Raw genomic sequence first — 21378 nt, forward strand, 5'->3', positions numbered from 1 at the left:
GGCTGATGCGGCGTCAGTGGTCCTGGGCAGCGAACGCCTGCGCACGCGCGGGCCAGTCGTCCGGCACGATGAAACCGCGCGCCGTCTCCCGCCATACGCCGTTGCCGTCCAGTCGATGGACGCCGATCAGCGCGGGCGCCTGGCGCGCCGTCAATGCGGACGGCAATTCGAGCGAATGCGCCAGCGGTTCGGGCGCGGCGTCGGCCGCCACCCGCCGCGGTGCGAGCCATGCAAGCCGCGGCAGCACGTTCCATGCCGCACCGTCGGGCTGCGCGGATGCCCACGCCGGCCACTGCGCGTGCGTGAGCCAGAACCCGCGCGGATGATCGGCCGCGATTTCCGCGGCCACCGGCGGCAGCGGCACGCCGTGCGGATAGAACAGCCAGCCCTTGATGAACATCTGCGCATCGGACGGCGCGCCGTAGCCCAGCAGCGCGAACCCGTGGCGATCGCTCAGCCGCAGCTGATGCTCGAGCAGCCGGCTGCGCTTGCGGTCGAGGCGGTCGACGAGATTCGGCCCGACGAAATCCGCGAGCGACGCGTCGCCGTCGACCGGCGCGCATAGATAGCACTTGACCGCGAGTTCCCAGTGCAGGCGCAGCCCGCCCGGCGCATCGACGAGGAAATCGACCTCGCCGAGCGTCTTGCCGTTGCTGCGCAGCGGCAGGTTGGCGGCGACGAGCCGCAGCGACGGCCCGTGCGTGAGGAAATACTCGAGCAGGCATTCGGCATAGCGGCCGAGTCGCACGGGCCGCAGCCCGTCGAGCGCGCGGTGCAGCGGCTCGGGCGCGGCATCGAGCGCGACGAGCCACGCTTCGACGGCCACCCGCTCGACCGCATCCGCCCACGGATGCGCGAGCGGCGCGCCGGGCGCGGCAGTGAGCAGGCTCGGGCTCGCGAGGAGCCAGCCCAGATCGCGGACCGCGGCATCGTGCAGCGTATCGACGAACGCGACCGCCGCGCCGCGCGTCATTGTCCGGCCGGCCCGTGCGCGGCGGCGCCCTCCGCCCGCTGGAACGTATCGCGCGCCAGGCACAGGTCGGCCCACGCCTTCGACTTGTCCTGCAGGCTGCGCAGCAGGTACGCCGGGTGGTAGGTGACGATCACCGGCACGCCTTCGTACGTGTGCACGCGGCCGCGCAGCGATGCGATGCTCGCGTCCGTCTTCAGCAGCGTCTGCGCGGCGAAGCGGCCGAGCGCGACGATCAGCTTCGGCTTCACGAGCGCGACCTGGCGCTGCAGGTACGGCTCGCAGCGCGCGACCTCGTCCGGTTCCGGGTTGCGGTTGCCGGGCGGGCGGCACTTGATCACGTTGGCGATGTAGACGTTGTCGCCGCGCTTGAGCGCGAGCGACTGCAGCATGTTGTCGAGCAGCTTGCCGGCCTGGCCGACGAACGGCTCGCCCTGCCTGTCCTCGTTCTCGCCCGGCGCTTCGCCGATCAGCATCCAGTCCGCTTCCCGATCGCCGACACCGAACACGGTATTGGTGCGCTTCTCGCACAGGCGGCAGCTCGTGCAGCCGGCGACGCGTGCGGCGAGCGCTTCCCAGTCGAGCATCGCGACCGGCGTTGCAGCAGGACGCGCTTCGGCCGGCGGCAGCGGATCGCCGGGCGGCGCCGCGTCGAACCACGCGAAATCGTCTTCGGTGAGCGGCGGCAGGTCGTCCGCGGCGGCGGCGGCCGGGGACGATGCCGGCCCGGCGGATGCGCGCTCTTCGTCGATCGCGGCACGCGCGCCGCTGCCCGTTTCCGCAGCCGGTGCCGCGGAGCGCGCGGCGCCCCCAGCGGGCGGCGTATCCGCCAGCGGCATATCGACGCGCGGGAACACGCGTGCAGCCGCCTGCGTGTCACGCGGCTGCTCCGACGTCGGCCGCGACGCGGGCGCGACGGTTGCGGCCGCAACGGCGGACGCATCGTCCGCCGCGCCCGGCACGTCAACCGGCCCGGCCCCCGCGCCACCCGCTTCGGCGCCTTCCGCGCGCGACCCGCGCCGCACCCAGATCTGCGCGAGCCCCATTTCCTCGAGCGCTGCTTCAGCCCACGCCATGCGCGTCCCCTTCGTCCTTGTTCAGCGTCAGACGCATCACGATCGCGTCCTCCCGGCTGCGATGCCGCGCCGGATAGTAGTTCTTGCGCCGGCCGATCGTCACGAAGCCGAAGCGCTCGTACAGATGGATCGCCCGCGGATTGGACGGCCGCACCTCGAGCAGCACGCCGTCGAGCCCCTCCGCGCGCGAGATGCGCACGGCTTCGCGCAGCAGCGCGAGGCCCGCGCCCGACTGCTGGGCGGCCGGCGCGACGCACAGGTTCAGCAGGTGCATTTCGTCGATCACCGGCATCAGCACGCAATAGCCGACGAGCGCGCCCGTCACGTGCCGCAGGCACACGCCGAAATAGCCGTTGCGCAACGAATCCTGGAAATTGCCGCGGCTCCACGGGAATTCGTACGCGACCTGCTCGATCGCGACGACCTCGTCGAGATCGGTGTCGGTCATCGGCGACAGATAGCGGTCGCTCAACAGGACGCCCGTCATCGTTTTGCTCCGTCCGTCTGCGCGGCACGCGCGGCCATGCGCTCGGCGGTGGTCTGCGCGACCTTGTCGCGCACGTATTCGGGTGCGGCCTGGTCGGCCGGCACCGTCCGGCCGGCGCGGAATGCCCGCAGCGCGGCATGCGCGACCGCCAGCGCATGCGGCAGCGCATCGCCGTCGATCACGGCCGCGGCCGCCGCGGCCGGCAGTTGCGCGCCGAACGCGGCGGCCGCGTTGCCCGCGAGCGTGAACGGCGCGTCGGGCACGCCGACGGCGCCCGGTGCATCGAGCGACGCCGGATGCAGCGTGCGCCAGTCGCCCGCCTGCTCGTCCCATGCGAAGTCGGCCCAGTACGCTTCGTCCATCCGCGCGTCGAGCGCGGCCAGCACGCGCGTCGTGCCGGGTGCGCGCAGCCGCGCGTGTTCGGCGCACGCGAGCAGCGTGCTGACCGGCACGACCGGCAGCCCGCGCCCGAACGCGAGCCCCTGGGTAATGCCGGTCGCGGTGCGCAGCCCGGTGAACGAGCCGGGGCCCGCGCCGAACGCGATCGCGTCGCAATCGGCGAACGTGAGGCCCGATTCGGCGAAGAGTTCCTGGATGGCCGGCAGCACGCGCGTGCTCGACACGGCGCCCGTCAGCTCGTGGCGGACCCAGGTTTGCGGGGTGGAAACGGCGTCATCGGCGAAAGCCGAGCGCAGCAGCGCGACCGAGCAGTATTCGGTCGACGTATCGATGGCGAGGAGCACTGTTTGCGTCATGGCCGACATTGTAATGCGGCGCCCCGCTCCCACGGGCGATCGGACCCGATCGCGATGCGCGCGCCGCGCGGCCGGCGGTTTGGAAGGATCGCTCGACCCCGCGCGACGCGGCGCTTGTTAAGATCGCCCGACCTGAAACCCTTACGGAGACACACGATGAGCGAACTCACCGCCCAATTCGACCAGGCCCAGGTCGACGTCAAGCAACTGACAGAGCGACCGGGCAACCTGACGCTGCTGCGCCTGTATGCGCTCTTCAAGCAGGCGACCGACGGCGACGCGCACGGCGACAAGCCGGGCTTCACCGACATCGTCGGCAAGTACAAGTACGACGCGTGGGAAGCGCTGAAAGGCACGACCCAGGATGCGGCGAAGCAGCAATACATCGAACTCGTCGAATCGCTGAAGAGCGGCACGGCGTCCTGATCAGTCCCGCCTGCCGAGACAGGCAATCAATAGGCAATCAAATCAGTGGCGCAGCGCAGCAAATATCTCTATAATGCTGGCTGCGTCACCTCCCGCGCTCGGCTCGCAAGCCGTTCCGGCCCGACGCCTCGTAGCGTTAAGCTCCAATCCGGTTTAGAACCTGTCCCCTCCTGCTTCGACCCTCGCGGTCGTCAACTAGGCTGGCGGCCCCCGCTCCAGAAGCGCGCCGCACCCAAAACAGCTTCTAATGCCTCATCCGCCGACGGTTCGGCGGATTGCACCCGTTTCCCGATTTGCTCGCTGAATCCGACGACTTGGGTATGCGCGATTGGCGCCGACGTTTCACCCACTGTGTTTCAAGGATTGTTATGACTTCGAGCATCAACTCCAGCCCGCTCAACGCGATCGCCGACCAGGCGCTCGGTCTCGAGAACGCCGCCGCACCGGCCGCGGTCGAACCGGCGTCGGACGAGCCGACTTTCGCGTCGCTCGGGTTGTCGCCGGAGATCGTCTCCGCGCTGCAGGCCGCCGGCTACGCCAAGCCGACGCCGGTCCAGCAGCGCGCGATTCCGGCCGGCATCGCCGGTCGGGACCTGCTGGTGTCGAGCCCGACCGGTTCGGGCAAGACGGCTGCATTCATGCTGCCCGCGATCGAACGTTTCGCGCAGCTCCAGAAGGCGCAGGCGCAGCAACCGCGCGCGCCGCGCGAACCGAATCAGGGCGACCGCCGTGCGCGCCGCCCGCAGCCCGTCGCCCGCCCGGGCCTGCTCGTGCTGACGCCGACCCGTGAGCTCGCGATGCAGGTCACCACGGCCGCGTCGACCTACGGCAAGCACCTGAAGCGCCTGCGCACGGTCAGCATCCTCGGCGGCGTCGCCTACGGCCAGCAGCTGATGCTGCTCGCGAAGAACCCCGAGATCCTGGTCGCCACGCCGGGCCGTCTGCTCGATCACCTCGAGCGCGGCCGCATCGACCTGTCCGAACTGAAGATGCTCGTGCTCGACGAAGCCGACCGCATGCTCGACATGGGCTTCATCGAAGACATCGAGACGATCGTCGCCGCGACGCCCGAGTCGCGCCAGACGATGCTGTTCTCGGCCACCCTCGACGGCAAGATCGGTTCGCTGACGAGCCGCCTGCTGAAGGATCCGGAACGCATCGAGATCCAGCAGCGCCTCGAATCGCGCGCGAACATCGCACAGACCGTCCATTACGTCGACGATCGCGACCACAAGGACCGCCTGCTCGATCACCTGCTGCGCGACGACGCGCTCGACCAGGCGATCATCTTCACGGCGACCAAGATCGATGCCGACCAGCTCGCCGGCCGTCTCGCCGACGCCGGCTTCGAATCGGCCGCGCTGCACGGTGACCTGCCGCAGGGCGCGCGCAACCGCACGATCCGTGCGCTGCGCGAGCGCCGCGTGCGCGTGCTGGTCGCGACCGACGTCGCAGCCCGCGGCATCGACATCCCGGGCATCACGCACGTGTTCAACTACGACCTGCCGAAGTTCGCGGAAGACTACGTGCACCGTATCGGCCGTACGGGCCGAGCCGGCCGTTCGGGCACCGCGGTGAGCCTCGTGCACCACGCCGAGCAAGGCGCGCTCAAGCGCATCGAGCGCTTCGTGCGCTCGCCGCTGCCGGTCAACGTGATCGAAGGCTTCGAGCCCCGCAAGGCACCCCCGCGCAACGATCGCGGCACCGGCGGCCGCGGCCGTCCGGGCGGCGGTAACGGCGGTCGTCGTTTCGGCGGCAAGCCGGGCGGCGGTCATGGCGGCAACGGCCGCAGCTACGGCGGCGGCAATGGCGGCGGCTGGAGCGGCAAGCCGGGCGGCAGCCGTGACGGCGGCCCGCGTCGCGACGGCCAGCGCAGCGGCGGCCCGCGTCGCAGCAATTCGGCGTCGTAAGCACGCCCCGGCGGCCCCCGTGGCCGCCCGCCCATCCGGCAAACCGGCGCACCCGCGCCGGTTTTTTTTCGTCCCGCGCCAAATTTCACGATGCGGAAAATTTTTTTGCGTCGTAAAAAATCATGCTGCGCGGCACAACCTTACAATTGCGAGATGGGAAAAATCGTTTCTCATTGCGAAACACAAAACACAAGTTGTTGATTAAAAACGATTAAAAAGTTTCAAACTTCCTGGTATAGCCCCTGTTTCACTCGGATCGGTTTGCCTAGACTCTTATACAAGACTTCTCGAAGCGGCACGCACCGCGCCCCGCTTCGAGAACAGCATCAGCACCGTCCGATTCGACCGATCTGGCAACACACCGCATCAAGGAGCTCATCATGTCGCGACAGCAACAGGCACAGGAACTGCAAAAGCAATGGGAAACCGATCCGCGCTGGAAGGGCATCAAGCGCAGCTACACGGCTGAGGACGTGGTGCGCCTGCGCGGCTCGATCGCCGTCGAGCACACGCTGGCCAAGCGCGGCGCGGAAAAGCTGTGGCACCTCATCAACGAAGAGCCGTTCGTCAACGCACTCGGTGCGCTGACCGGCAACCAGGCGATGCAGCAGGTGAAGGCCGGCCTGAAGGCGATCTACCTGTCGGGCTGGCAAGTGGCCGGCGACGCGAACGTCGCGGGCGAAATGTACCCGGACCAGTCGCTGTACCCGGCGAACTCGGTGCCGCTCGTCGTCAAGCGCATCAACAACACGCTGACGCGCGCCGACCAGATCCAGTGGTCGGAAGGCAAGAATCCGGGCGACGAAGGCTACGTCGATTTCTTCGCGCCGATCGTCGCGGACGCGGAAGCCGGCTTCGGCGGCGTGCTGAACGCGTTCGAACTGATGAAAGCGATGATCGAGGCCGGCGCCTCGGGCGTGCACTTCGAGGATCAGCTCGCGTCGGTAAAGAAGTGCGGCCACATGGGCGGCAAGGTGCTGGTGCCGACCCGCGAAGCGGTCGCGAAGCTGTCGGCGGCGCGTCTCGCGGCCGACGTAATGGGCACGCCGACCGTGCTGGTCGCGCGGACCGACGCGGAAGCGGCCGACCTGATCACGTCCGACATCGACGACAACGACAAGCCGTTCCTGACGGGCGAGCGCACGGTCGAAGGCTTCTTCCGCACGAAGCCGGGCATCGGGCAGGCGATCTCGCGCGGCCTCGCGTATGCGCCGTACGCCGACCTCGTCTGGTGCGAGACGGGCAAGCCGGATCTCGAGTACGCGAAGAAATTCGCGGAAGCGATCCACAAGCAGTTCCCCGGCAAGATGCTGTCATACAACTGCTCGCCGTCGTTCAACTGGAAGAAGAACCTCGACGACGCGACGATCGCGAAGTTCCAGAAGGAACTCGGCGCGATGGGCTACAAGTTCCAGTTCATCACGCTGGCCGGCTTCCATGCGCTGAACTACTCGATGTTCAACCTCGCGCACGGCTATGCCCGCACGCAGATGAGCGCGTTCGTCGAACTGCAGCAGGCCGAGTTCGCGGCGGCCGACAAGGGCTTCACGGCCGTCAAGCACCAGCGCGAAGTCGGCACCGGCTACTTCGACGCGGTCACGCAGACGGTCGAGCGGGAAGCCTCGACGACCGCGCTGCACGGCTCGACCGAAGACGAACAGTTCTTCGACGGCAAGAAGGTCGCGTAACGCGCGCAAGCGTCACGCCGATGCCGGCCCGTCACGCGACGGCGCGGCATCGGCGGCACCGGACAACAATCAGGGAGGAGACGGCTGGCGCGCGATCGACGTCGCGCGACCGGTCGCGCGCGGCCAGTGGCCGCCAGCAACGACGCGCGCCGGCTTCGTCCGGCGCGCCCTTTTTTCAGCGGCGCCGCCGTGCTGTCGCCCGGGCGGCTACGAACGACGGGCGCCGCGTCTACCGATAGACGATCACCGGAATTTTCGTATGGGTCAGCACGCGCTGCGTTTCGCTGCCGATCAGCAGGCTGCCGAGCCCGCGGCGTCCGTGGGACGCCATGAAGATCACGTCGCAGCCGCCACGTTCGGCCGCCTCGATGATGCCGAGGTACGGCGACGGATGCACGCTCGTCCAGCTGTCGCAATCGACGCCGGCCGCCTTCGCGGCTGCCTGCACGTCGTCCAGGTGCGCGCGCGCCTCGCGCTCGCTGCGCGCCCGGAAATCGGCGGGCGGCTCGATGATCACTTCGGAAAACGGCGAGTACGGATACTGCGGCAGGCACGCATAGGCCGTGACCCGCGCGCCGACCGCGCGCGCCAGGTCGATCGCGCCGTCGATCGCCTTCTGCGACAGTTCGGAACCGTCGGTTGGAACGAGGATGTGCCGGAACATCGCGCCCTCCTGCGTCAGACGCACCGCGCGCACCGCGAACCCATGCGGGCCGGCTCCGGCGCGTCGCGCATGCCAGTTTCGATTGTAGTGCGCGAAACCGGGCGACCGGCGCCGGCAGCGGGTTCGCCCTCATATCGGAAACGCGCGGGCCGGTGCGCCCTGCTCGCCCCCGCCCTACTCGCCCCAATACCCCGGCCGTTCGTACGTATGTTTCAGGTAATCGAGAAACAGCCGCACGCGCAGCGGCAGGTGACGGCGCTGCGGAAACACCGCGTGGATGCCGATCGGTGGCGCCGCGAACGCGTCGAGCACGGTGACGAGGCGGCCGGCCGCGATGTCGTCGCCGACCTCCCACCACGATCGCCATGCCAGGCCGTAGCCGGCGAGGCACCATTCGTGCAGCACCGCGCCGTCCGAGCATTCCATCGTGCCGTTCACGCGGATCGACACCACCTTGTCGCCCTCCTGGAACGCCCAGCCGCGCTGCTGGTTCGCATTCGCGGCAAGCGCGAGGCAGTTGTGGCGCGCGAGTTCCGCAAGCGTGGCCGGCGTGCCGCGCCGCGCGAGATACGCGGGGGACGCGACGCACACGCGCCGGTTCTCGCCGAGCTTCAGCGACACCAGCGACGAATCGGGCAGCTCGCCGAGCCGCACCGCGCAATCGAACCCTTCGTTGACGAGGTCGACCATCCGGTCGGACAGGTCGAGCGTGACCGACACGTCCGGATGCGCGCCGCTGAATTCGGGCACGAGCGGCGCGACGTGGCGCCGCCCGAAGCCGGCCGGCGCGGAAATGCGCAGGTGGCCGCTCGCCTTCACGCCGCCGGCGGACACGCTCGCCTCCGCGTTCTGCATGTCGTTGATGATCCGCTGGCAATCCTCGAGGAAGGCCGACCCCTCGAAGGTCAGCGTGAGCTTGCGCGTAGTCCGCACCAGCAGCTTCACGCCGAGCCGCTCCTCGAGTGCGTCGAGGCGGCGGCCGATGATCGCCGGCGCGACGCCTTCCGCATGCGCGGCCGCCGACAGGCTGCCCTTCGCCGCGACCGCGGCGAACGTTTCGATCTGTTTGAACCGGTCCATGACTCGCAGGGCGGCGCTCCCGCCCTTCAAATAGCTTGAGCCGTCAAGATTAGGTATATGAAAGTAAAAGATCAAGTGATGTTTAGCGTCTTTTTTAGCACTGACAAGCACGAATAAAATCGTTTCCGACCTCTGAAACTGGAGCGCAAGGCTATGTCGGCCACAACGACACTCTCCTCTCCCGACGCAATCCTCTTCGATGCATTCGGCACGTTGTTCGACGTGCATGCGGTCGTGGCCGCGGCAGAGCAGATGTTTCCCGGTCACGGGGACCGGTTGTCGCGGCTGTGGCGACGCAAGCAAATCGAATACTCGCAGTTGCGCACGCTCGCCGATCCGTCCGGCGCCCGCTATCGCCCGTTCCGCGACATCACGCTCGACGCGTTGCGGTTCGCCGCGCGCAGGCTCGGGCTCGCGCTGAACAGCGCGGCCGAGAAGCGACTGATGGACGAATACGCGTGCCTGTCCACCTATCCCGACACGGTGCCCGCGCTGCGCAAGCTGCGCGCGCTCGACCCGCGCCCGCCGCTCGCGATCCTGTCGAACGGCAACCCGGAGATGCTCGACATCGCGATCAAGAGCGCCGGCATGACCGGCCTGTTCGATCGCGTGCTGTCGGCCGACGCGGTACGCGCGTACAAGCCGAGCCCGGCCGCGTACGCGCTCGGCACCGCCGCGTTCGGCGCGAACCCGCGCGACATCGTGTTCGTGTCGTCGAACGCCTGGGACGTCGCGGGGGCCGCCTGGTTCGGCTACACGACGTTCTGGCTCAACCGCACGGGTGCGCCCGCCGAGGAACTCGGCGCGCCGCCCGACGGCACCGGCAGCGGCATGGCCGACCTGCTCGCATTCCTCGCCACCCCGGCCCCGTCCGGCAGACCCGCGAACCGCGCGCGCCCCGGCCCGGGCGCATGACGTTCGCTGCGCTGCCGCCTTCCCCCTTCACCGAAACCGCAACTGACCGACCAAGGAGATGAGACTCATGAGCACCCCGATCACGCTGCCGCAAGGCATGGCGATCACCGGCGAAATCAAGCCGGGTTACGAAGCGATCCTGACGCCTGAAGCACTCGCGCTCGTCGCGGCGCTGCACCGCGCGTTCGAGCCGCGCCGCCAGGCGCTGCTGCAGGCCCGCGTCGAACGCACCAAGCGCCTCGACGCCGGCGAGCGCCCCGATTTCCTGGCCGACACGAAGGCGATCCGCGAGGGCGACTGGAAGGTCGCGCCGCTGCCAGCCGACCTGCAATGCCGCCGCGTCGAGATCACCGGCCCCGTCGAGCGCAAGATGATCATCAACGCGCTGAACTCGGGCGCCGATTCGTACATGACGGACTTCGAGGATTCGAACGCGCCGAGCTGGACGAACCAGATCGACGGCCAGATCAACCTGAAGGACGCGGTGCGCCGCACGATCTCGCTCGAACAGAACGGCAAGTCGTACCAGCTGAACGACAAGGTCGCGACGCTGATCGTGCGTCCGCGCGGCTGGCATCTCGACGAGAAGCACGTGACGGTCGACGGCCAGCGCGTGTCCGGCGGCATCTTCGATTTCGCGCTGTTCCTGTTCCACAACGCGAAGGAACTGATCGCGCGCGGCTCGGGCCCGTACTTCTACCTCCCGAAGATGGAAAGCCATCTCGAAGCGCGCCTGTGGAACGACATCTTCGTCGCGGCACAGGAGGCAGTCGGCGTGCCGCGCGGCACGATCCGCGCGACGGTGCTGATCGAGACGATCCTCGCCGCGTTCGAGATGGACGAGATCCTGTACGAACTGCGCGAACACAGCTCGGGCCTGAACGCCGGCCGCTGGGACTACATCTTCTCGGCGATCAAGAAGTTCAAGAACGACCGCGACTTCTGCCTGGCCGATCGCTCGAAGATCACGATGACGGTGCCGTTCATGCGCGCCTACGCGCTGCTGCTGCTGAAGACCTGTCACAAGCGCAATGCGCCGGCGATCGGCGGAATGAGCGCGCTGATCCCGATCAAGAACGATCCGGAAGCGAACGACAAGGCGATGGGCGGCGTGCGCTCGGACAAGCAGCGCGACGCGACCGACGGCTACGACGGCGGCTGGGTCGCGCACCCGGGCCTCGTGCCGATCGCGATGGAGGAATTCGTCAAGGTGCTCGGCGACAAGCCGAACCAGATCGCGAAGCAACGCGACGACGTGCAGATCGAAGGCAAGAACCTGCTCGACTTCCAGCCTGAAGCGCCGATCACCGAAGCCGGCCTGCGCAACAACATCAACGTCGGCATCCACTATCTCGGCGCCTGGCTCGACGGCAACGGCTGCGTGCCGATCCACAACCTGATGGAAGACGCGGCGACCGCCGAGATCTCCCGCTCGCAGGTGTGGCAGTGGATCCGCTCGCCGAAGGGCGTGCTCGACGACGGCCGCAAGGTCACCGCCGAGCTCGTGCGCGAATTCGCGAAGGCCGAGCTCGACAACGTGAAGCGGTCGGTCGGCGGCAACACGCAACCGTACGAGCGTGCCGCGGCGATCTTCGAACAGATGTCGACGTCGGAAGGCTTCACCGAATTCCTGACGCTGCCGCTGTACGAGGAAATCTGACGACGCGGGCCGGGTCGCCCGGTCCTGCCCGCCGCCGGTCGCGCAACACGGCGGCATGAAAAAAGCGCCCCGCGGGGCGCTTTTCCTTTGCTGGGCAGCGGGTTCTCTATGCGGATGCGGCGGCGGCTTCCCGCTCGCGCCGGTGCTGGACCCAGTCGCCCGACACGATGCGCGGACGGTCGGCTGCCGCATGCGCGGCGACCGGATAGTAGACGCACGCATAGGCACGACCGCCGAGTTCGACGGTCACCGGCTCCTGCCGGAACAGCGTGTCGACGCCCGGATAGACGCGCTCGATCTCGTCGAGCACGGGCACCAGTCGCTCGTCGATCTCGTAGACGTCGCCCCACACGAGCGACCGGCCGGCCGGCCCGGGCACCATGCCCGGATACGTGCCGAAATCGTACAGTTCGCCCGGCAGTGCGGCCGCCCCGAGCAGCGTCGGCGCGGCGATCCCGTTCCGCGCGGCCGCCTGGCCGATGTCGTTGGCTTCTCCCGCTCTCAACGTGCCGTAGACGAATACATGGCGCATCGTGGTCCTCCTCTTCGATTCAGGTGTTGCCGTGCCGGGCCGTCGCGGCCGTGCCGCGGGCGCCGGCGTCGTTGGGGCGCTGCTTGTGCGAAAACGCGCCCGCATCGATAGACCGCGCCGGCGGCACGATGGTTCTTTTCGGCGCGACGCATCACGCTGGCCAGGGCTTGCGCCGGCCGGCACACGTGCTGCCCCATACAAAGTTCATTTGAACCGTGCATTATCGGCCGAAAAACCGCCGCATGCGCCTGCGCGGCGCCTTCTAAAATGACGGCATCGCCGCCGCGCCGACCGAATCGTCCATGAACCCGCCAGCCCAAGCCGACGCATCGAACCCGTACGACGTCATCGACATCCCGCCCGAGTTCGCGCCGACCCGCGTCCACCCGATGCGTGTCCGGGCACGGCAGGTCGACGCCGGACGCCGGATCCCGCTGCACACGCACGCGTGGGCGCAACTCGCGTATGCATCGCGCGGCGTGCTGCGCGTCGCGACGACCGGGACGACATGGATGGTGCCGCCTTCCCGCGCGATCTGGGTGCCGCCGCACGTCACGCACGAGGTCGTGATCGTCGAGGAAGCGTACTTGCGCACGCTGTACATCGACGAGTCGGTCGTGCCGGACGGGCTCGACGCATGCCGGGTGGTCGAGGTGACGGGCTTGCTGCGCGAACTGATCGTCGCGCTCGACGCGCGCGACCTGAGCGGCACCCGCGAACGGCTGCTGTGCGGGCTCGTGCTCGACGAGCTGAGCCGCGCCGAACCGCTGCCGCTCGCGGTGCCGATGCCCGACGAGAAGCGGCTGCGCATGCTGTGCGAGGCGGTGCTCGCGCAACCGGCGCATGCGGAATCGCTCGAACACTGGGCGAGCGAGGTGGGTGCGAGCACGCGCACGATCTCGCGGCTGTTCAGGCAGGAACTGGGCGTGAGTTTTTCGCAGTGGCGGCAGCAGGCGCTGCTCGCGCGCGCGATTCCGCTGTTGAACCAGGGGCGCCCGCTGTCGCATATCGCCCGCGAACTCGGCTACCAGAGCCAGAGCGCGTTTTCGGCGATGTTCCGGCGCGCGTTCGGCGAAAGCCCGCGCGCGTTCATGCTGCGCGGCTACGAGCATCGCGGCGCGGAAGACGGCATCGCAATCGACGACGCCCCCGACGACGACGCGATCGACGCCGCCCGCTGACCGTCGCCGCGTGGCCCCCGCGTGGGTAACCGTTACGCGCTCAAACCGGACGCACCATGTGGCGAATCGAGCCGAGCTGGGCCAGCCTCGGCCCGGTGACGCGGTAGCCCATACGCAGGTAGAGGCGCGCGGCCGGATTGTCGACGAACACACGCAACTGCAGTTCGTGCAGCCCGCGGGCGCGCGCCCAGCGATGCGACATGTCGAGCATGTAGGTGCCGGCGCCCTGTCCGCGATGGCCGGCCGCGATCTGCACGTCGCGGATGTGCAGCGAATCGCCCTCCTCGGTCACGCGCAGCACGCCGATACGTTCGCCGTCGGCTTCCAGGATGAAGTTTTCGGATTCGCGCCAGCTCGCATAGAACAGGTCGCTGCGCCAGACGAGCCCATGGCGCTTGTAATAGCCGCCCATGTTGCCGTGCGTCAGCGCCTCGGCAAACGGAAAATCGCCAGGCTCCGCGGGCCGGAGCTGATACAGCAATCGCAGGTCGGTCGGATCGAGCATCGCGCAGGGGTCAAAAACGCATTCCGCCACGATAGCGCAGTCGCGGGCGGATGCAATCGCGAATTTCTCGTAGTGGCGCCGGATCGGCGATGCAAATGAAAAAGCCCGCACGAGGCGGGCTTTTTCATTTTCTGGCGGAGCGGACGGGACTCGCCTACATCCTGCAGGCCGCGGCTGCGCGTGCACGCGCAGCCCTTCGCGTCCCGCCGGAAGCCGCGCAGGCGGCTTCCTCCACTCCGCAGTCACGCGCCCGCGAGCGGGCGCGATCAACGACGCAAATGAAAAAGCCCGCACGAGGCGGGCTTTTTCATTTTCTGGCGGAGCGGACGGGACTCGAACCCGCGACCCCCGGCGTGACAGGCCGGTATTCTAACCGACTGAACTACCGCTCCAACTTTCTGCACCGTTACCTGCAGGACGTCGGTTACGTTCCTGCAAGCCTCGCGACACTTCTACGAAACGCCGCTGAATCTGGCGTCCCCTAGGGGATTCGAACCCCTGTACTCACCGTGAAAGGGTGATGTCCTAGGCCTCTAGACGAAGGGGACAACGTACTGCTTACATCTTTAATACAAAAGCCCGCTCAAAAACGTCTTGAACGGGCTTCGTTCTGGCGGAGCGGACGGGACTCGAACCCGCGACCCCCGGCGTGACAGGCCGGTATTCTAACCGACTGAACTACCGCTCCAACTTTCTGCACCGTTACCTGCAGGACGTCGGTTACGTTCCTGCAAGCCTCGCGACACTTCTACGAAACGCCGCTGAATCTGGCGTCCCCTAGGGGATTCGAACCCCTGTACTCACCGTGAAAGGGTGATGTCCTAGGCCTCTAGACGAAGGGGACATGATCTTTTCAGATCTGTCTGACTTTCGCTATTCACTCATCATCAACAGCGAAGGCCGAAATTCTAACTGCTTTAAATCATTTTGTGAAGCATTTATTACTTACTACCGCTGCTTCGCAAATCAATTCGTTCTGCTCTGATGGTGGAGGTAAGCGGGATCGAACCGCTGACCTCTTGCATGCCATGCAAGCGCTCTCCCAGCTGAGCTATACCCCCTTGCAGAACAGAAATGAGATTATATGGACCGAATTTGAACTTGTAAATACCCTTTTTGCGATTCGAGCGAATTTTTTTGCGAAGCCGCCGTGACACCCTGCGCGAGCGGCTTCGCACCCGCTCCAACCTCAGGCCAGCGCGGCCTCGATACGCGACACCACGACGTCACGACCGAACAGCACGAGCACCGCGTCGATCGACGGCGTATGCGTCGTGCCCGCCACCAGCAGGCGCACCGGCATCGCGAGCTGCGGCATCTTCAGCTTGTGCGCGCCGAGCGTCGCCTTCAGCGCGGCGGACACCGCTTCCTTCGTCCAGTCGGCCGCCTTCAGCGCGGCGACGAGGTCGGCCAGTGCCGGGCGCACCGCATCGGTCACGTGCTGCGCGAGCGCGTCGGTATCCGGCGCCGGCACGCGGTAGAACATCGCGGCGCCTTCGGCGATCTCCTTGACCGTCGTCGCGCGATCCTTCATCAGGCCGACCACCGCGTCGAGCGCGGGGCCCGTCGCGATCGCCGCGTCTTCGATCCCGAGCGCGTCGAGGAACGGCTTCGCCAGCGCGGCGAGGCGCGCGTTGTCCGCTTCCTTGATGTAATGGGCGTTCAGCCAGCTCAGCTTGCTGTGGTCGTACTGCGCGGGCGACTTGCCGAGATGCTCGAGGTCGAACCATTCGACGAACTGCTCGCGCGAGAAGATCTCCGCGTCGCCGTGCGACCAGCCGAGGCGCGCCAGGTAGTTGACGACGGCCTCCGGCAGGAAGCCGGCGTCGCGGTACGCCATCACGCTCATCGCGCCATGCCGCTTGCTCATCTTCTCGCCCTGCTCGTTCAGCACGGTCGGCAGGTGCGCGTAGACGGGCGGCTCGCCGCCGAGCGCGCGCAGGATGTTGATCTGGCGCGGCGTGTTGTTCACGTGGTCGTCGCCACGGATCACGTGCGTGATGTTCATGTCCATGTCGTCCACGACCACGCAGAAGTTGTAGATCGGCGTGCCGTCCGGACGCGCGATCACGAGGTCGTCGAGCTCCTCGTTCGAGATCTCGACCCGGCCCTTCACCGCGTCGTCCCACACGACCGTGCCGGTCAGCGGGTTGCGGAACCGCAGCACCGGCTTCACGCCGGCCGGCGGCTCGGGCAGCACCTTGCCCGGCTCCGGACGCCACGTGCCGTCGTAGCGCGGCTTGAGGCCGGCCTCGCGCTGGCGTTCGCGCAGCGCGTCGAGCTCCTCGGCCGACATGTAGCACGGGTACGCGAGGCCCTGCTCGAGCATCTGCGCGAGCACCGCGCGGTAGCGGTCCATCCGCTGCATCTGGTAGATCGGGCCTTCGTCGAAATCCAGGCCGAGCCACTGCATCCCCTCGAGGATCGCGTCGACGGCTTCCTGCGACGAACGCTCGACGTCGGTATCCTCGATACGCAGCACGAACGTGCCTTTCATCTTGCGCGCGAACGCCCACGGATAGAGCGCGGAGCGGATGTTGCCGAGGTGGATGAAGCCGGTGGGACTCGGCGCGAAGCGGGTACGGACAGGACGGGTCATAAACGGTAACTCGAACGCCTGGGGCGCATGAATGATTCGACGCGGGATCGACGGCGACAGCCCGGACAGCACTGGGGCCGGCCGCGCCCGGAACGGGAAAGAAGCCGGAATTATACTCGCGCCGCCCTTCGCGCCAAGCGCGCCGCTTGCTTTATGATGTGCGCGCCGCGGCCGCCAGCCGGCGCCGCGCCGGCCGCGCGGTTTGTGCCGCGCGGCCGCTCGGAACCTATCGCCGCCGCGGGCCGCACGGCCCGCCGCCAAGCCGCCGGAGAACCATTCGATGTCGTCCCCTCGCCTGTCGCGCCGTCACTTCACGATCGCTTGCGCATCCGCCAGCCTCGCCGCCTGCACGTCGTTCGGCGACAAGTCCCGCCCCGACAACGCCGCGAATCCCGCGCAGTCGCGCGAGAAACCCGTGAAGATCGGCATCGCGCTCGGCGGCGGCGCCGCCCGCGGCTTTTCGCACATCGGCGTGCTGAAGGCGCTCGAGGCGCGCGGCATCCCGGTCGAGATCGTCGCGGGCACGAGCGCGGGCTCGGTGGTCGGGGCGCTCTATGCCGCCGGGATGAGCGGGCTGCAGATCAACAAGATCGCACTCGACATGGATCAGGCGGCGATCAGCGACTGGGCGCTGCCGTTCCGCTCGCGCGGGCTGCTGCAGGGCGTGGCGCTGCAGAACTTCCTGAACAAGACGCTCAACAACCGGCCGATCGAAAAGATGGCGAAGCCGCTCGGCATCGTCGCGACGGACCTGCAGAACGGCCAGCCGATCCTGTTCCAGCAGGGCAATACGGGGCTCGCGGTGCGCGCGTCGTGCAGCGTGCCGTCGGTGTTCGAGCCCGTGAAGATCGGCAACCGCGAATATGTCGACGGCGGCCTCGTGAGCCCGGTGCCCGCGTCGTTCGCGCGCAAGATGGGCGCGAGCTTCGTGATCGCGGTCGACATCTCGTCGCGGCCGGACGGCGCGGCGACCAACAACCCGATCGAGATGCTGCTGCAGACCTTCACGATCATGGGCCAGACGATCAAGACCTACGAGCTCGACAAATACGCGGATGTCGTGATCCGCCCGAACCTCGCAGCGATGGGCGGCAGCGACTTCAACCAGCGCAACGCGGCGATCCTCGCGGGCGAGGAAGCCGTCGCGCGCGTCATGCCCGAGCTGCAGCGCAAGCTCGCGGCGGCCCGCGGCGTCGCGGCGGCATAAGCAGCGCATCGCGGCGCGCGGCGCACGACAGCGAGCGCGCCACCGACGATGGCACCGCCACCAGCCGCTTGCGCACGCCCCAAAACAAAAAACCCTGCCGCCTTCCAGTGACAGGGTTTTTTGGATCCGGCGGTTCGCCGGCGAGCGTCGGTCAGTTGCTGCCGTTCGCCGCGTCGTCGCCGATCGTGGCACGCACGCGCTGGCGCAGGTCGTCGGCCTTCATCGGGAACTCCGACTCGAGCCGGCGCGCACCGGTGAAACGCTTTTCCCAGTAGCCGCTATCGAGATCGTCGACGCGAATCGTGCTGCCCGTCGACGGCGAATGCACGAACTTGTTGTCGCCGATATAGATGCCGACGTGCGAGAACGTACGGCGCATCGTGTTGAAGAACACGAGGTCGCCCGGCTTCAGGTTGCTCATGCTGACCTTCTCGCCGACGCGGCTCATCTCTTCGGCGCGACGCGGCAGCGACATGCCGAGCGTGTCCTGGAACACGTAGCGCACGAACCCGCTGCAGTCGAGGCCGGAATCCGGCGAGTTGCCGCCCCAGCGGTAACGCACGCCGATCATGTTCAGCGCACCGACGACGACGTCGCCTGCCTTGCCCGCCATGCCGGCAAGAAACGACTTCGCGCCGCCGCTCGACGACTGGGCATTGGTCTGCTGGGGGGAGGAGCTCGACCCGATTTGAGTCGAATTCGTGACATTCTGGTTAAAACTGCTGACTTCGTCGGCGAACGCGCCGGGAGCTGCTGCGAACAGGGCGCCGATGAACAGCCCGGCGAGGGTGCGCGCGCATGCCTGGGTCAGGGATCGATGCTGCATTGGTCGATGGAATGTGCTTAAAAATCAGCTGATTGGCGGAAAATTTCGGTCGATACTAGCCAGCGCGTAATCGTTTGTCAAAACAAATTAAAAAATACAATCGAGATAGTCAGACCATTGGACGCCTATCACGCTTTCCAGACCGCTTTCAACAGCTTTTGTGTGTAAGGATGTGACGGTTTCGTGAAGATATCGGCCACGTCGCCGGACTCGACGATCGCCCCGTCCTGCATCACCGCGACCCGGTGCGCCATCGCGCCGATCACCTCCAGGTCGTGGCTGATGAATACATAGCCGAGGTTGTATTTCTGTTGCAGATTCGCGAGCAGCTTCAGCACCTGCTGCTGGATCGACACGTCGAGCGCGGACGTCGGTTCGTCGAGGATCAGGATGCGCGGCTCCAGCACGAGCGCACGCGCGATCGCGATCCGCTGGCGCTGCCCGCCCGAGAATTCGTGCGGATAGCGATGCAGCACCGTGCGGTCGAGGCCGACTTCGCGCAGCACGGCCAGCGACTTCGCGCGCCGCGCGTCCGGCGTGAGTTCCGGGCGATGCAGTTCGAGCCCCTCGCCGACGATCCGCTCGATCGTGTGACGCGGCGACAGTGAACTGAAGGGATCCTGAAAGACGACCTGCATGTTCGAGCGCAGCGCGGTCTGTTCGCGGCCGCGATAGGTCGAGAGCGCACGCCCCTGGAATTCGATCTCGCCGTGGGCCGTCCTTTGCAGCCCGAGCAGCGCCATCGCGAGGGTCGACTTCCCGGAGCCGGATTCGCCGACGATCCCGAGCGTCTCGCCCTGCCGCACCGACACGGACACGTCCGCGACCGCCGTCACGGGCGTCGTGCCGAACCAGCCTGCGAAGCCCGGCCGCTTGCGCGCGAACTGCACGCTGACGTGGCGCGCATCGAGCACGACGGGCGCAATCGGCATCACCGGCGCGACCGCGCGCTGCGGCCGGCTGTTCAGCAGCCGCTGCGTATACGGATGCTCCGGCTCCGCGAAGATCCGCTCGACCGGCCCGCTTTCGACCAGCTTGCCGCGCTCCATCACCGCGACCCGCTCGGCGAAGTGCCGTACGAGGTTCAGGTCGTGCGTGATCAGCAGGATCGCCATCCCGCGCTTTTCCGCCTCCTCGCGCTGCAGCTCGAGCAGCAGGTCGACGATCTGCGCGCGGATCGTCACGTCGAGCGCCGTGGTCGGTTCGTCCGCGAGCAGGAGGCGCGGCCGGCAGGCGAGCGCCATCGCGATCATCGCGCGCTGCCGCTGGCCGCCCGACAACTGGTGCGGGTAACTGTCGACGCGCCGCTCCGGCTCCGCGATGCCGGTACGCGCAAGCAGCGCGATCGCGCGCTTGCGCGCCTCCACCGCCGTCACGCCGTCGTGCAGCACGATCGTCTCGCCGATCTGCGTGCCGATCGTGTACAGCGGGTTGAGCGCCGTCATCGGCTCCTGGAAGATCATCGCGATGTCCGAGCCGCGCAGCCCGCGCATCTCGCGTTCGCTCTTGCCGGCGAGGTCATGCCCGGCGAAGCGGATCGTGCCGCTCACGTCGGCGTCGCGCAGCAGCCGCAGGATCGACAGCGCGGTCACGCTCTTGCCCGATCCCGACTCCCCGACGAGCGCGACGCGCTCGCCGCGGCCGATCGCGAGCGTCACGTCGTCGACGGCCACCGTGTCGCCGAAGCGCACCTGCAGATGTTCGAGCGACAGCAGCGGCTCGCCCGCGTTCGATACGACCGTGCTGCTCATCGCTGGCCTCCTGCCGCGCGCACCGAGTCGGCGATCCGCGTGTCGAGCGCGTTGCGCAGCGCGTCGCCCATGAAGGTCAGCAGCAGCAGCGTCGCGACCAGCACGCCGAACGTCGACAGCGAGATCCACCATGCGTCGAGGTTGCCCTTGCCCTGCGCGAGCAGCTCGCCGAGGCTCGGCGTCGGCGGCGGCACGCCGAGCCCGAGGAAGTCGAGGCTCGTGAGCGCGAGGATCGCGCCGCTCATCCGGAACGGCAGGAACGTGATCACGGGCGTCATGCTGTTCGGCAGCACGTGGCGCCAGATGATCTGCCAGTTCGTGAGCCCCATCGCGCGGGCCGCGCGCACGTAGTCCTGCGTGCGGTTGCGCAGGAATTCGGCACGCACGTAGTCGGCCAGGCCGATCCAGCCGAACAGCGACAGCAGCACGATCAGCAGCAGGAAGCTCGGCTCGAAGATCGACGCGAAGATGATCAGCAGGTACAGCTCGGGCAGCGAACTCCAGATCTCGATCAGCCGCTGCCCGACGATGTCGATGCGCCCGCCGAAGAAGCCCTGCACGGCGCCCGCGGCGATCCCGAGCAGCGTGCCGATCGCGGTCAGGACCAGCCCGAACTCGACCGACACGCGGAACCCGTACACGAGCCGCGCGAGCAGGTCGCGCCCCTGCGCGTCGGTGCCGAGCCAGTTCGCACGCGACGGCGGCGCCGGGTTCGGCACGCTCGAGAAATAGTTCAGCGTGTCGTAGTAATAGCGGTTCGGCGGATACACGACGAAGTTGCCCGGCGCCTCGAGCCGCTTGCGGACGTACGGATCGAGATAGTCGGCCGGCGTCGGGAAGTCGCCGCCGAAGGTCGTCTCCGGATACGCATGGAACATCGGGAAATAGGTCTGGCCGTCGTAGCGCACGACGAGCGGCTTGTCGTTCGACCACAGCGGCGCCGCGAGGCTCGCGGCGAACGCGACGACGAAGATCACGAAGCTCCAGTAGCCGAGGCGCTGCTGGCGAAAGCGCTGCCAGACGCGGCGCGCGGGCGACGGCGACACGCGCGCACGGGCCGCGTCGATGCGGGACGACACGACGGCCCGGTTCATCGCGCACCTCGCCCGGCGAGCGCGGGCAGGCGGACGGGCGCGCCGGCGAGCG

The 21378-nt window shown here is 67.7% G+C and carries 19 protein-coding genes and 5 tRNA genes; 7 read left to right on the forward strand and 17 right to left on the reverse strand.

The genetic code is table 11. From position 1 onward, the window contains the following. Window positions 1-13 precede the first annotated feature (13 nt). Genes DID98_RS03520 through tsaB form a run of 4 tightly spaced genes read right to left on the reverse strand, consistent with a single transcriptional unit; the run spans window position 14 to window position 3297 of the window. Complete coding sequence (locus tag DID98_RS03520) at window positions 14-973, reverse strand: DUF1853 family protein (protein ID WP_124486175.1); 960 nt, start codon at window positions 971-973, stop codon at window positions 14-16. Next, window positions 970-2046 (reverse strand): uracil-DNA glycosylase family protein, encoded by a 1077-nt coding sequence (locus DID98_RS03525; RefSeq protein WP_124570244.1) that lies wholly within the window; start codon window positions 2044-2046, stop codon window positions 970-972. The genes DID98_RS03520 and DID98_RS03525 overlap by 4 nt, the downstream gene beginning before the upstream one ends. Further along, window positions 2033-2533, reverse strand: a complete 501-nt coding sequence (rimI, locus tag DID98_RS03530; protein ID WP_044847952.1) for a ribosomal protein S18-alanine N-acetyltransferase — start codon at window positions 2531-2533, stop codon at window positions 2033-2035. The genes DID98_RS03525 and rimI overlap by 14 nt, the downstream gene beginning before the upstream one ends. After that, window positions 2530-3297 carry a tRNA (adenosine(37)-N6)-threonylcarbamoyltransferase complex dimerization subunit type 1 TsaB gene (tsaB, locus tag DID98_RS03535; protein ID WP_124570245.1) on the reverse strand — a complete coding sequence of 256 codons (768 nt, stop codon included), beginning with the start codon at window positions 3295-3297 and terminating at the stop codon, window positions 2530-2532. Before tsaB ends, rimI begins: the two co-directional genes overlap by 4 nt. A gap of 147 nt (window positions 3298-3444) precedes the next feature. Between tsaB and DID98_RS03540 the strand changes: the two genes are divergently transcribed. The 3 genes from DID98_RS03540 to aceA all read left to right on the forward strand — a co-directional run bounded on the left by DID98_RS03540 (window position 3445) and on the right by aceA (window position 7312). Further along, window positions 3445-3714, forward strand: coding sequence for an acyl-CoA-binding protein (locus tag DID98_RS03540; protein ID WP_124570246.1), 270 nt, complete (start codon window positions 3445-3447; stop codon window positions 3712-3714). Window positions 3715-4082: 368 nt separating this feature from the next. Then, window positions 4083-5624 (forward strand): DEAD/DEAH box helicase, encoded by a 1542-nt coding sequence (locus DID98_RS03545; protein ID WP_044847955.1) that lies wholly within the window; start codon window positions 4083-4085, stop codon window positions 5622-5624. 380 nt (window positions 5625-6004) lie between these two features. After that, complete coding sequence (gene aceA, locus DID98_RS03550; RefSeq protein ID WP_124570247.1) at window positions 6005-7312, forward strand: isocitrate lyase; 1308 nt, start codon at window positions 6005-6007, stop codon at window positions 7310-7312. 229 nt (window positions 7313-7541) lie between these two features. On the opposite strand, the gene DID98_RS03555 is transcribed toward aceA, so the two are convergent. Beyond that, on the reverse strand, window positions 7542-7976 hold the full coding sequence (locus DID98_RS03555) for a universal stress protein (protein WP_044848000.1): 435 nt from the start codon (window positions 7974-7976) through the stop codon (window positions 7542-7544). 174 nt (window positions 7977-8150) lie between these two features. Next, window positions 8151-9056, reverse strand: a complete 906-nt coding sequence (locus tag DID98_RS03560; protein ID WP_044847957.1) for a LysR family transcriptional regulator — start codon at window positions 9054-9056, stop codon at window positions 8151-8153. Between the two features lie 153 nt (window positions 9057-9209). Between DID98_RS03560 and DID98_RS03565 the strand changes: the two genes are divergently transcribed. Next, window positions 9210-9971 carry a haloacid dehalogenase type II gene (locus tag DID98_RS03565; RefSeq protein ID WP_124570248.1) on the forward strand — a complete coding sequence of 254 codons (762 nt, stop codon included), beginning with the start codon at window positions 9210-9212 and terminating at the stop codon, window positions 9969-9971. Window positions 9972-10038: 67 nt separating this feature from the next. Next, window positions 10039-11631 (forward strand): malate synthase A, encoded by a 1593-nt coding sequence (gene aceB / locus DID98_RS03570; RefSeq protein ID WP_124486169.1) that lies wholly within the window; start codon window positions 10039-10041, stop codon window positions 11629-11631. Window positions 11632-11737: 106 nt separating this feature from the next. Here the strand turns inward: aceB and DID98_RS03575 are convergent, their stop codons facing one another. Continuing rightward, entirely contained in the window at window positions 11738-12163 is a 426-nt protein-coding gene (locus DID98_RS03575; RefSeq protein WP_124486168.1) for a gamma-glutamylcyclotransferase, read from the reverse strand. Between the two features lie 302 nt (window positions 12164-12465). Between DID98_RS03575 and DID98_RS03580 the strand changes: the two genes are divergently transcribed. Further along, a complete protein-coding gene (locus DID98_RS03580) occupies window positions 12466-13344 on the forward strand; it encodes a helix-turn-helix domain-containing protein (protein WP_044847960.1) in 879 nt (292 codons plus the stop codon). A gap of 40 nt (window positions 13345-13384) precedes the next feature. Here DID98_RS03580 and DID98_RS03585 read toward each other — a convergent pair whose 3' ends face one another. From DID98_RS03585 to gltX, 7 genes are all read right to left on the reverse strand, one after another. Beyond that, entirely contained in the window at window positions 13385-13849 is a 465-nt protein-coding gene (locus DID98_RS03585; RefSeq protein WP_014896698.1) for a GNAT family N-acetyltransferase, read from the reverse strand. A gap of 315 nt (window positions 13850-14164) precedes the next feature. Continuing rightward, a tRNA-Asp gene (locus tag DID98_RS03590) sits at window positions 14165-14241 on the reverse strand. A gap of 80 nt (window positions 14242-14321) precedes the next feature. Further along, window positions 14322-14397 (reverse strand) — tRNA-Glu (locus DID98_RS03595). Window positions 14398-14460: 63 nt separating this feature from the next. Continuing rightward, a tRNA-Asp gene (locus DID98_RS03600) sits at window positions 14461-14537 on the reverse strand. 80 nt (window positions 14538-14617) lie between these two features. Then, window positions 14618-14693 (reverse strand) — tRNA-Glu (locus DID98_RS03605). 141 nt (window positions 14694-14834) lie between these two features. Continuing rightward, window positions 14835-14910 (reverse strand) — tRNA-Ala (locus tag DID98_RS03610). A 128-nt stretch (window positions 14911-15038) separates the two neighbouring features. Further along, a complete protein-coding gene (gltX, locus tag DID98_RS03615; protein ID WP_124570249.1) occupies window positions 15039-16448 on the reverse strand; it encodes a glutamate--tRNA ligase in 1410 nt (469 codons plus the stop codon). Between the two features lie 280 nt (window positions 16449-16728). On the opposite strand from gltX, the gene DID98_RS03620 reads away from it, so the two are divergent. Further along, window positions 16729-17655 (forward strand): patatin-like phospholipase family protein, encoded by a 927-nt coding sequence (locus DID98_RS03620; RefSeq protein WP_044847962.1) that lies wholly within the window; start codon window positions 16729-16731, stop codon window positions 17653-17655. A gap of 151 nt (window positions 17656-17806) precedes the next feature. On the opposite strand, the gene DID98_RS03625 is transcribed toward DID98_RS03620, so the two are convergent. From DID98_RS03625 to DID98_RS03635, 3 genes are all read right to left on the reverse strand, one after another. Beyond that, complete coding sequence (locus DID98_RS03625) at window positions 17807-18481, reverse strand: C40 family peptidase (RefSeq protein ID WP_044847963.1); 675 nt, start codon at window positions 18479-18481, stop codon at window positions 17807-17809. A gap of 128 nt (window positions 18482-18609) precedes the next feature. Next, a complete protein-coding gene (locus DID98_RS03630; protein ID WP_124488273.1) occupies window positions 18610-20232 on the reverse strand; it encodes an ABC transporter ATP-binding protein in 1623 nt (540 codons plus the stop codon). Further along, window positions 20229-21326 (reverse strand): ABC transporter permease, encoded by a 1098-nt coding sequence (locus DID98_RS03635; RefSeq protein WP_124488274.1) that lies wholly within the window; start codon window positions 21324-21326, stop codon window positions 20229-20231. The genes DID98_RS03630 and DID98_RS03635 overlap by 4 nt, the downstream gene beginning before the upstream one ends. Between the last annotated feature and the right edge of the window lie 52 nt (window positions 21327-21378).

Origin of the sequence: Burkholderia sp. Bp8984 (genome assembly GCF_003853755.1) — a bacterium.
In the GTDB taxonomy this organism is placed as follows: Bacteria; Pseudomonadota; Gammaproteobacteria; order Burkholderiales; family Burkholderiaceae; genus Burkholderia.

What these genes read in the sequence shown, in the direction of transcription:
- DID98_RS03520 (WP_124486175.1), bottom strand. Translation starts at nt 973, where the DNA reads ATGACGCGCGGCGCGGCGGTCGCGTTCGTCGATACGCTGCACGATGCC.
- DID98_RS03525 (WP_124570244.1), bottom strand. Translation starts at nt 2,046, where the DNA reads ATGGCGTGGGCTGAAGCAGCGCTCGAGGAAATGGGGCTCGCGCAGATC.
- rimI (WP_044847952.1), bottom strand. Translation starts at nt 2,533, where the DNA reads ATGACGGGCGTCCTGTTGAGCGACCGCTATCTGTCGCCGATGACCGAC.
- tsaB (WP_124570245.1), bottom strand. Translation starts at nt 3,297, where the DNA reads ATGTCGGCCATGACGCAAACAGTGCTCCTCGCCATCGATACGTCGACC.
- DID98_RS03540 (WP_124570246.1), top strand. Translation starts at nt 3,445, where the DNA reads ATGAGCGAACTCACCGCCCAATTCGACCAGGCCCAGGTCGACGTCAAG.
- DID98_RS03545 (WP_044847955.1), top strand. Translation starts at nt 4,083, where the DNA reads ATGACTTCGAGCATCAACTCCAGCCCGCTCAACGCGATCGCCGACCAG.
- aceA (WP_124570247.1), top strand. Translation starts at nt 6,005, where the DNA reads ATGTCGCGACAGCAACAGGCACAGGAACTGCAAAAGCAATGGGAAACC.
- DID98_RS03555 (WP_044848000.1), bottom strand. Translation starts at nt 7,976, where the DNA reads ATGTTCCGGCACATCCTCGTTCCAACCGACGGTTCCGAACTGTCGCAG.
- DID98_RS03560 (WP_044847957.1), bottom strand. Translation starts at nt 9,056, where the DNA reads ATGGACCGGTTCAAACAGATCGAAACGTTCGCCGCGGTCGCGGCGAAG.
- DID98_RS03565 (WP_124570248.1), top strand. Translation starts at nt 9,210, where the DNA reads ATGTCGGCCACAACGACACTCTCCTCTCCCGACGCAATCCTCTTCGAT.
- aceB (WP_124486169.1), top strand. Translation starts at nt 10,039, where the DNA reads ATGAGCACCCCGATCACGCTGCCGCAAGGCATGGCGATCACCGGCGAA.
- DID98_RS03575 (WP_124486168.1), bottom strand. Translation starts at nt 12,163, where the DNA reads ATGCGCCATGTATTCGTCTACGGCACGTTGAGAGCGGGAGAAGCCAAC.
- DID98_RS03580 (WP_044847960.1), top strand. Translation starts at nt 12,466, where the DNA reads ATGAACCCGCCAGCCCAAGCCGACGCATCGAACCCGTACGACGTCATC.
- DID98_RS03585 (WP_014896698.1), bottom strand. Translation starts at nt 13,849, where the DNA reads ATGCTCGATCCGACCGACCTGCGATTGCTGTATCAGCTCCGGCCCGCG.
- gltX (WP_124570249.1), bottom strand. Translation starts at nt 16,448, where the DNA reads ATGACCCGTCCTGTCCGTACCCGCTTCGCGCCGAGTCCCACCGGCTTC.
- DID98_RS03620 (WP_044847962.1), top strand. Translation starts at nt 16,729, where the DNA reads ATGTCGTCCCCTCGCCTGTCGCGCCGTCACTTCACGATCGCTTGCGCA.
- DID98_RS03625 (WP_044847963.1), bottom strand. Translation starts at nt 18,481, where the DNA reads ATGCAGCATCGATCCCTGACCCAGGCATGCGCGCGCACCCTCGCCGGG.
- DID98_RS03630 (WP_124488273.1), bottom strand. Translation starts at nt 20,232, where the DNA reads ATGAGCAGCACGGTCGTATCGAACGCGGGCGAGCCGCTGCTGTCGCTC.
- DID98_RS03635 (WP_124488274.1), bottom strand. Translation starts at nt 21,326, where the DNA reads ATGAACCGGGCCGTCGTGTCGTCCCGCATCGACGCGGCCCGTGCGCGC.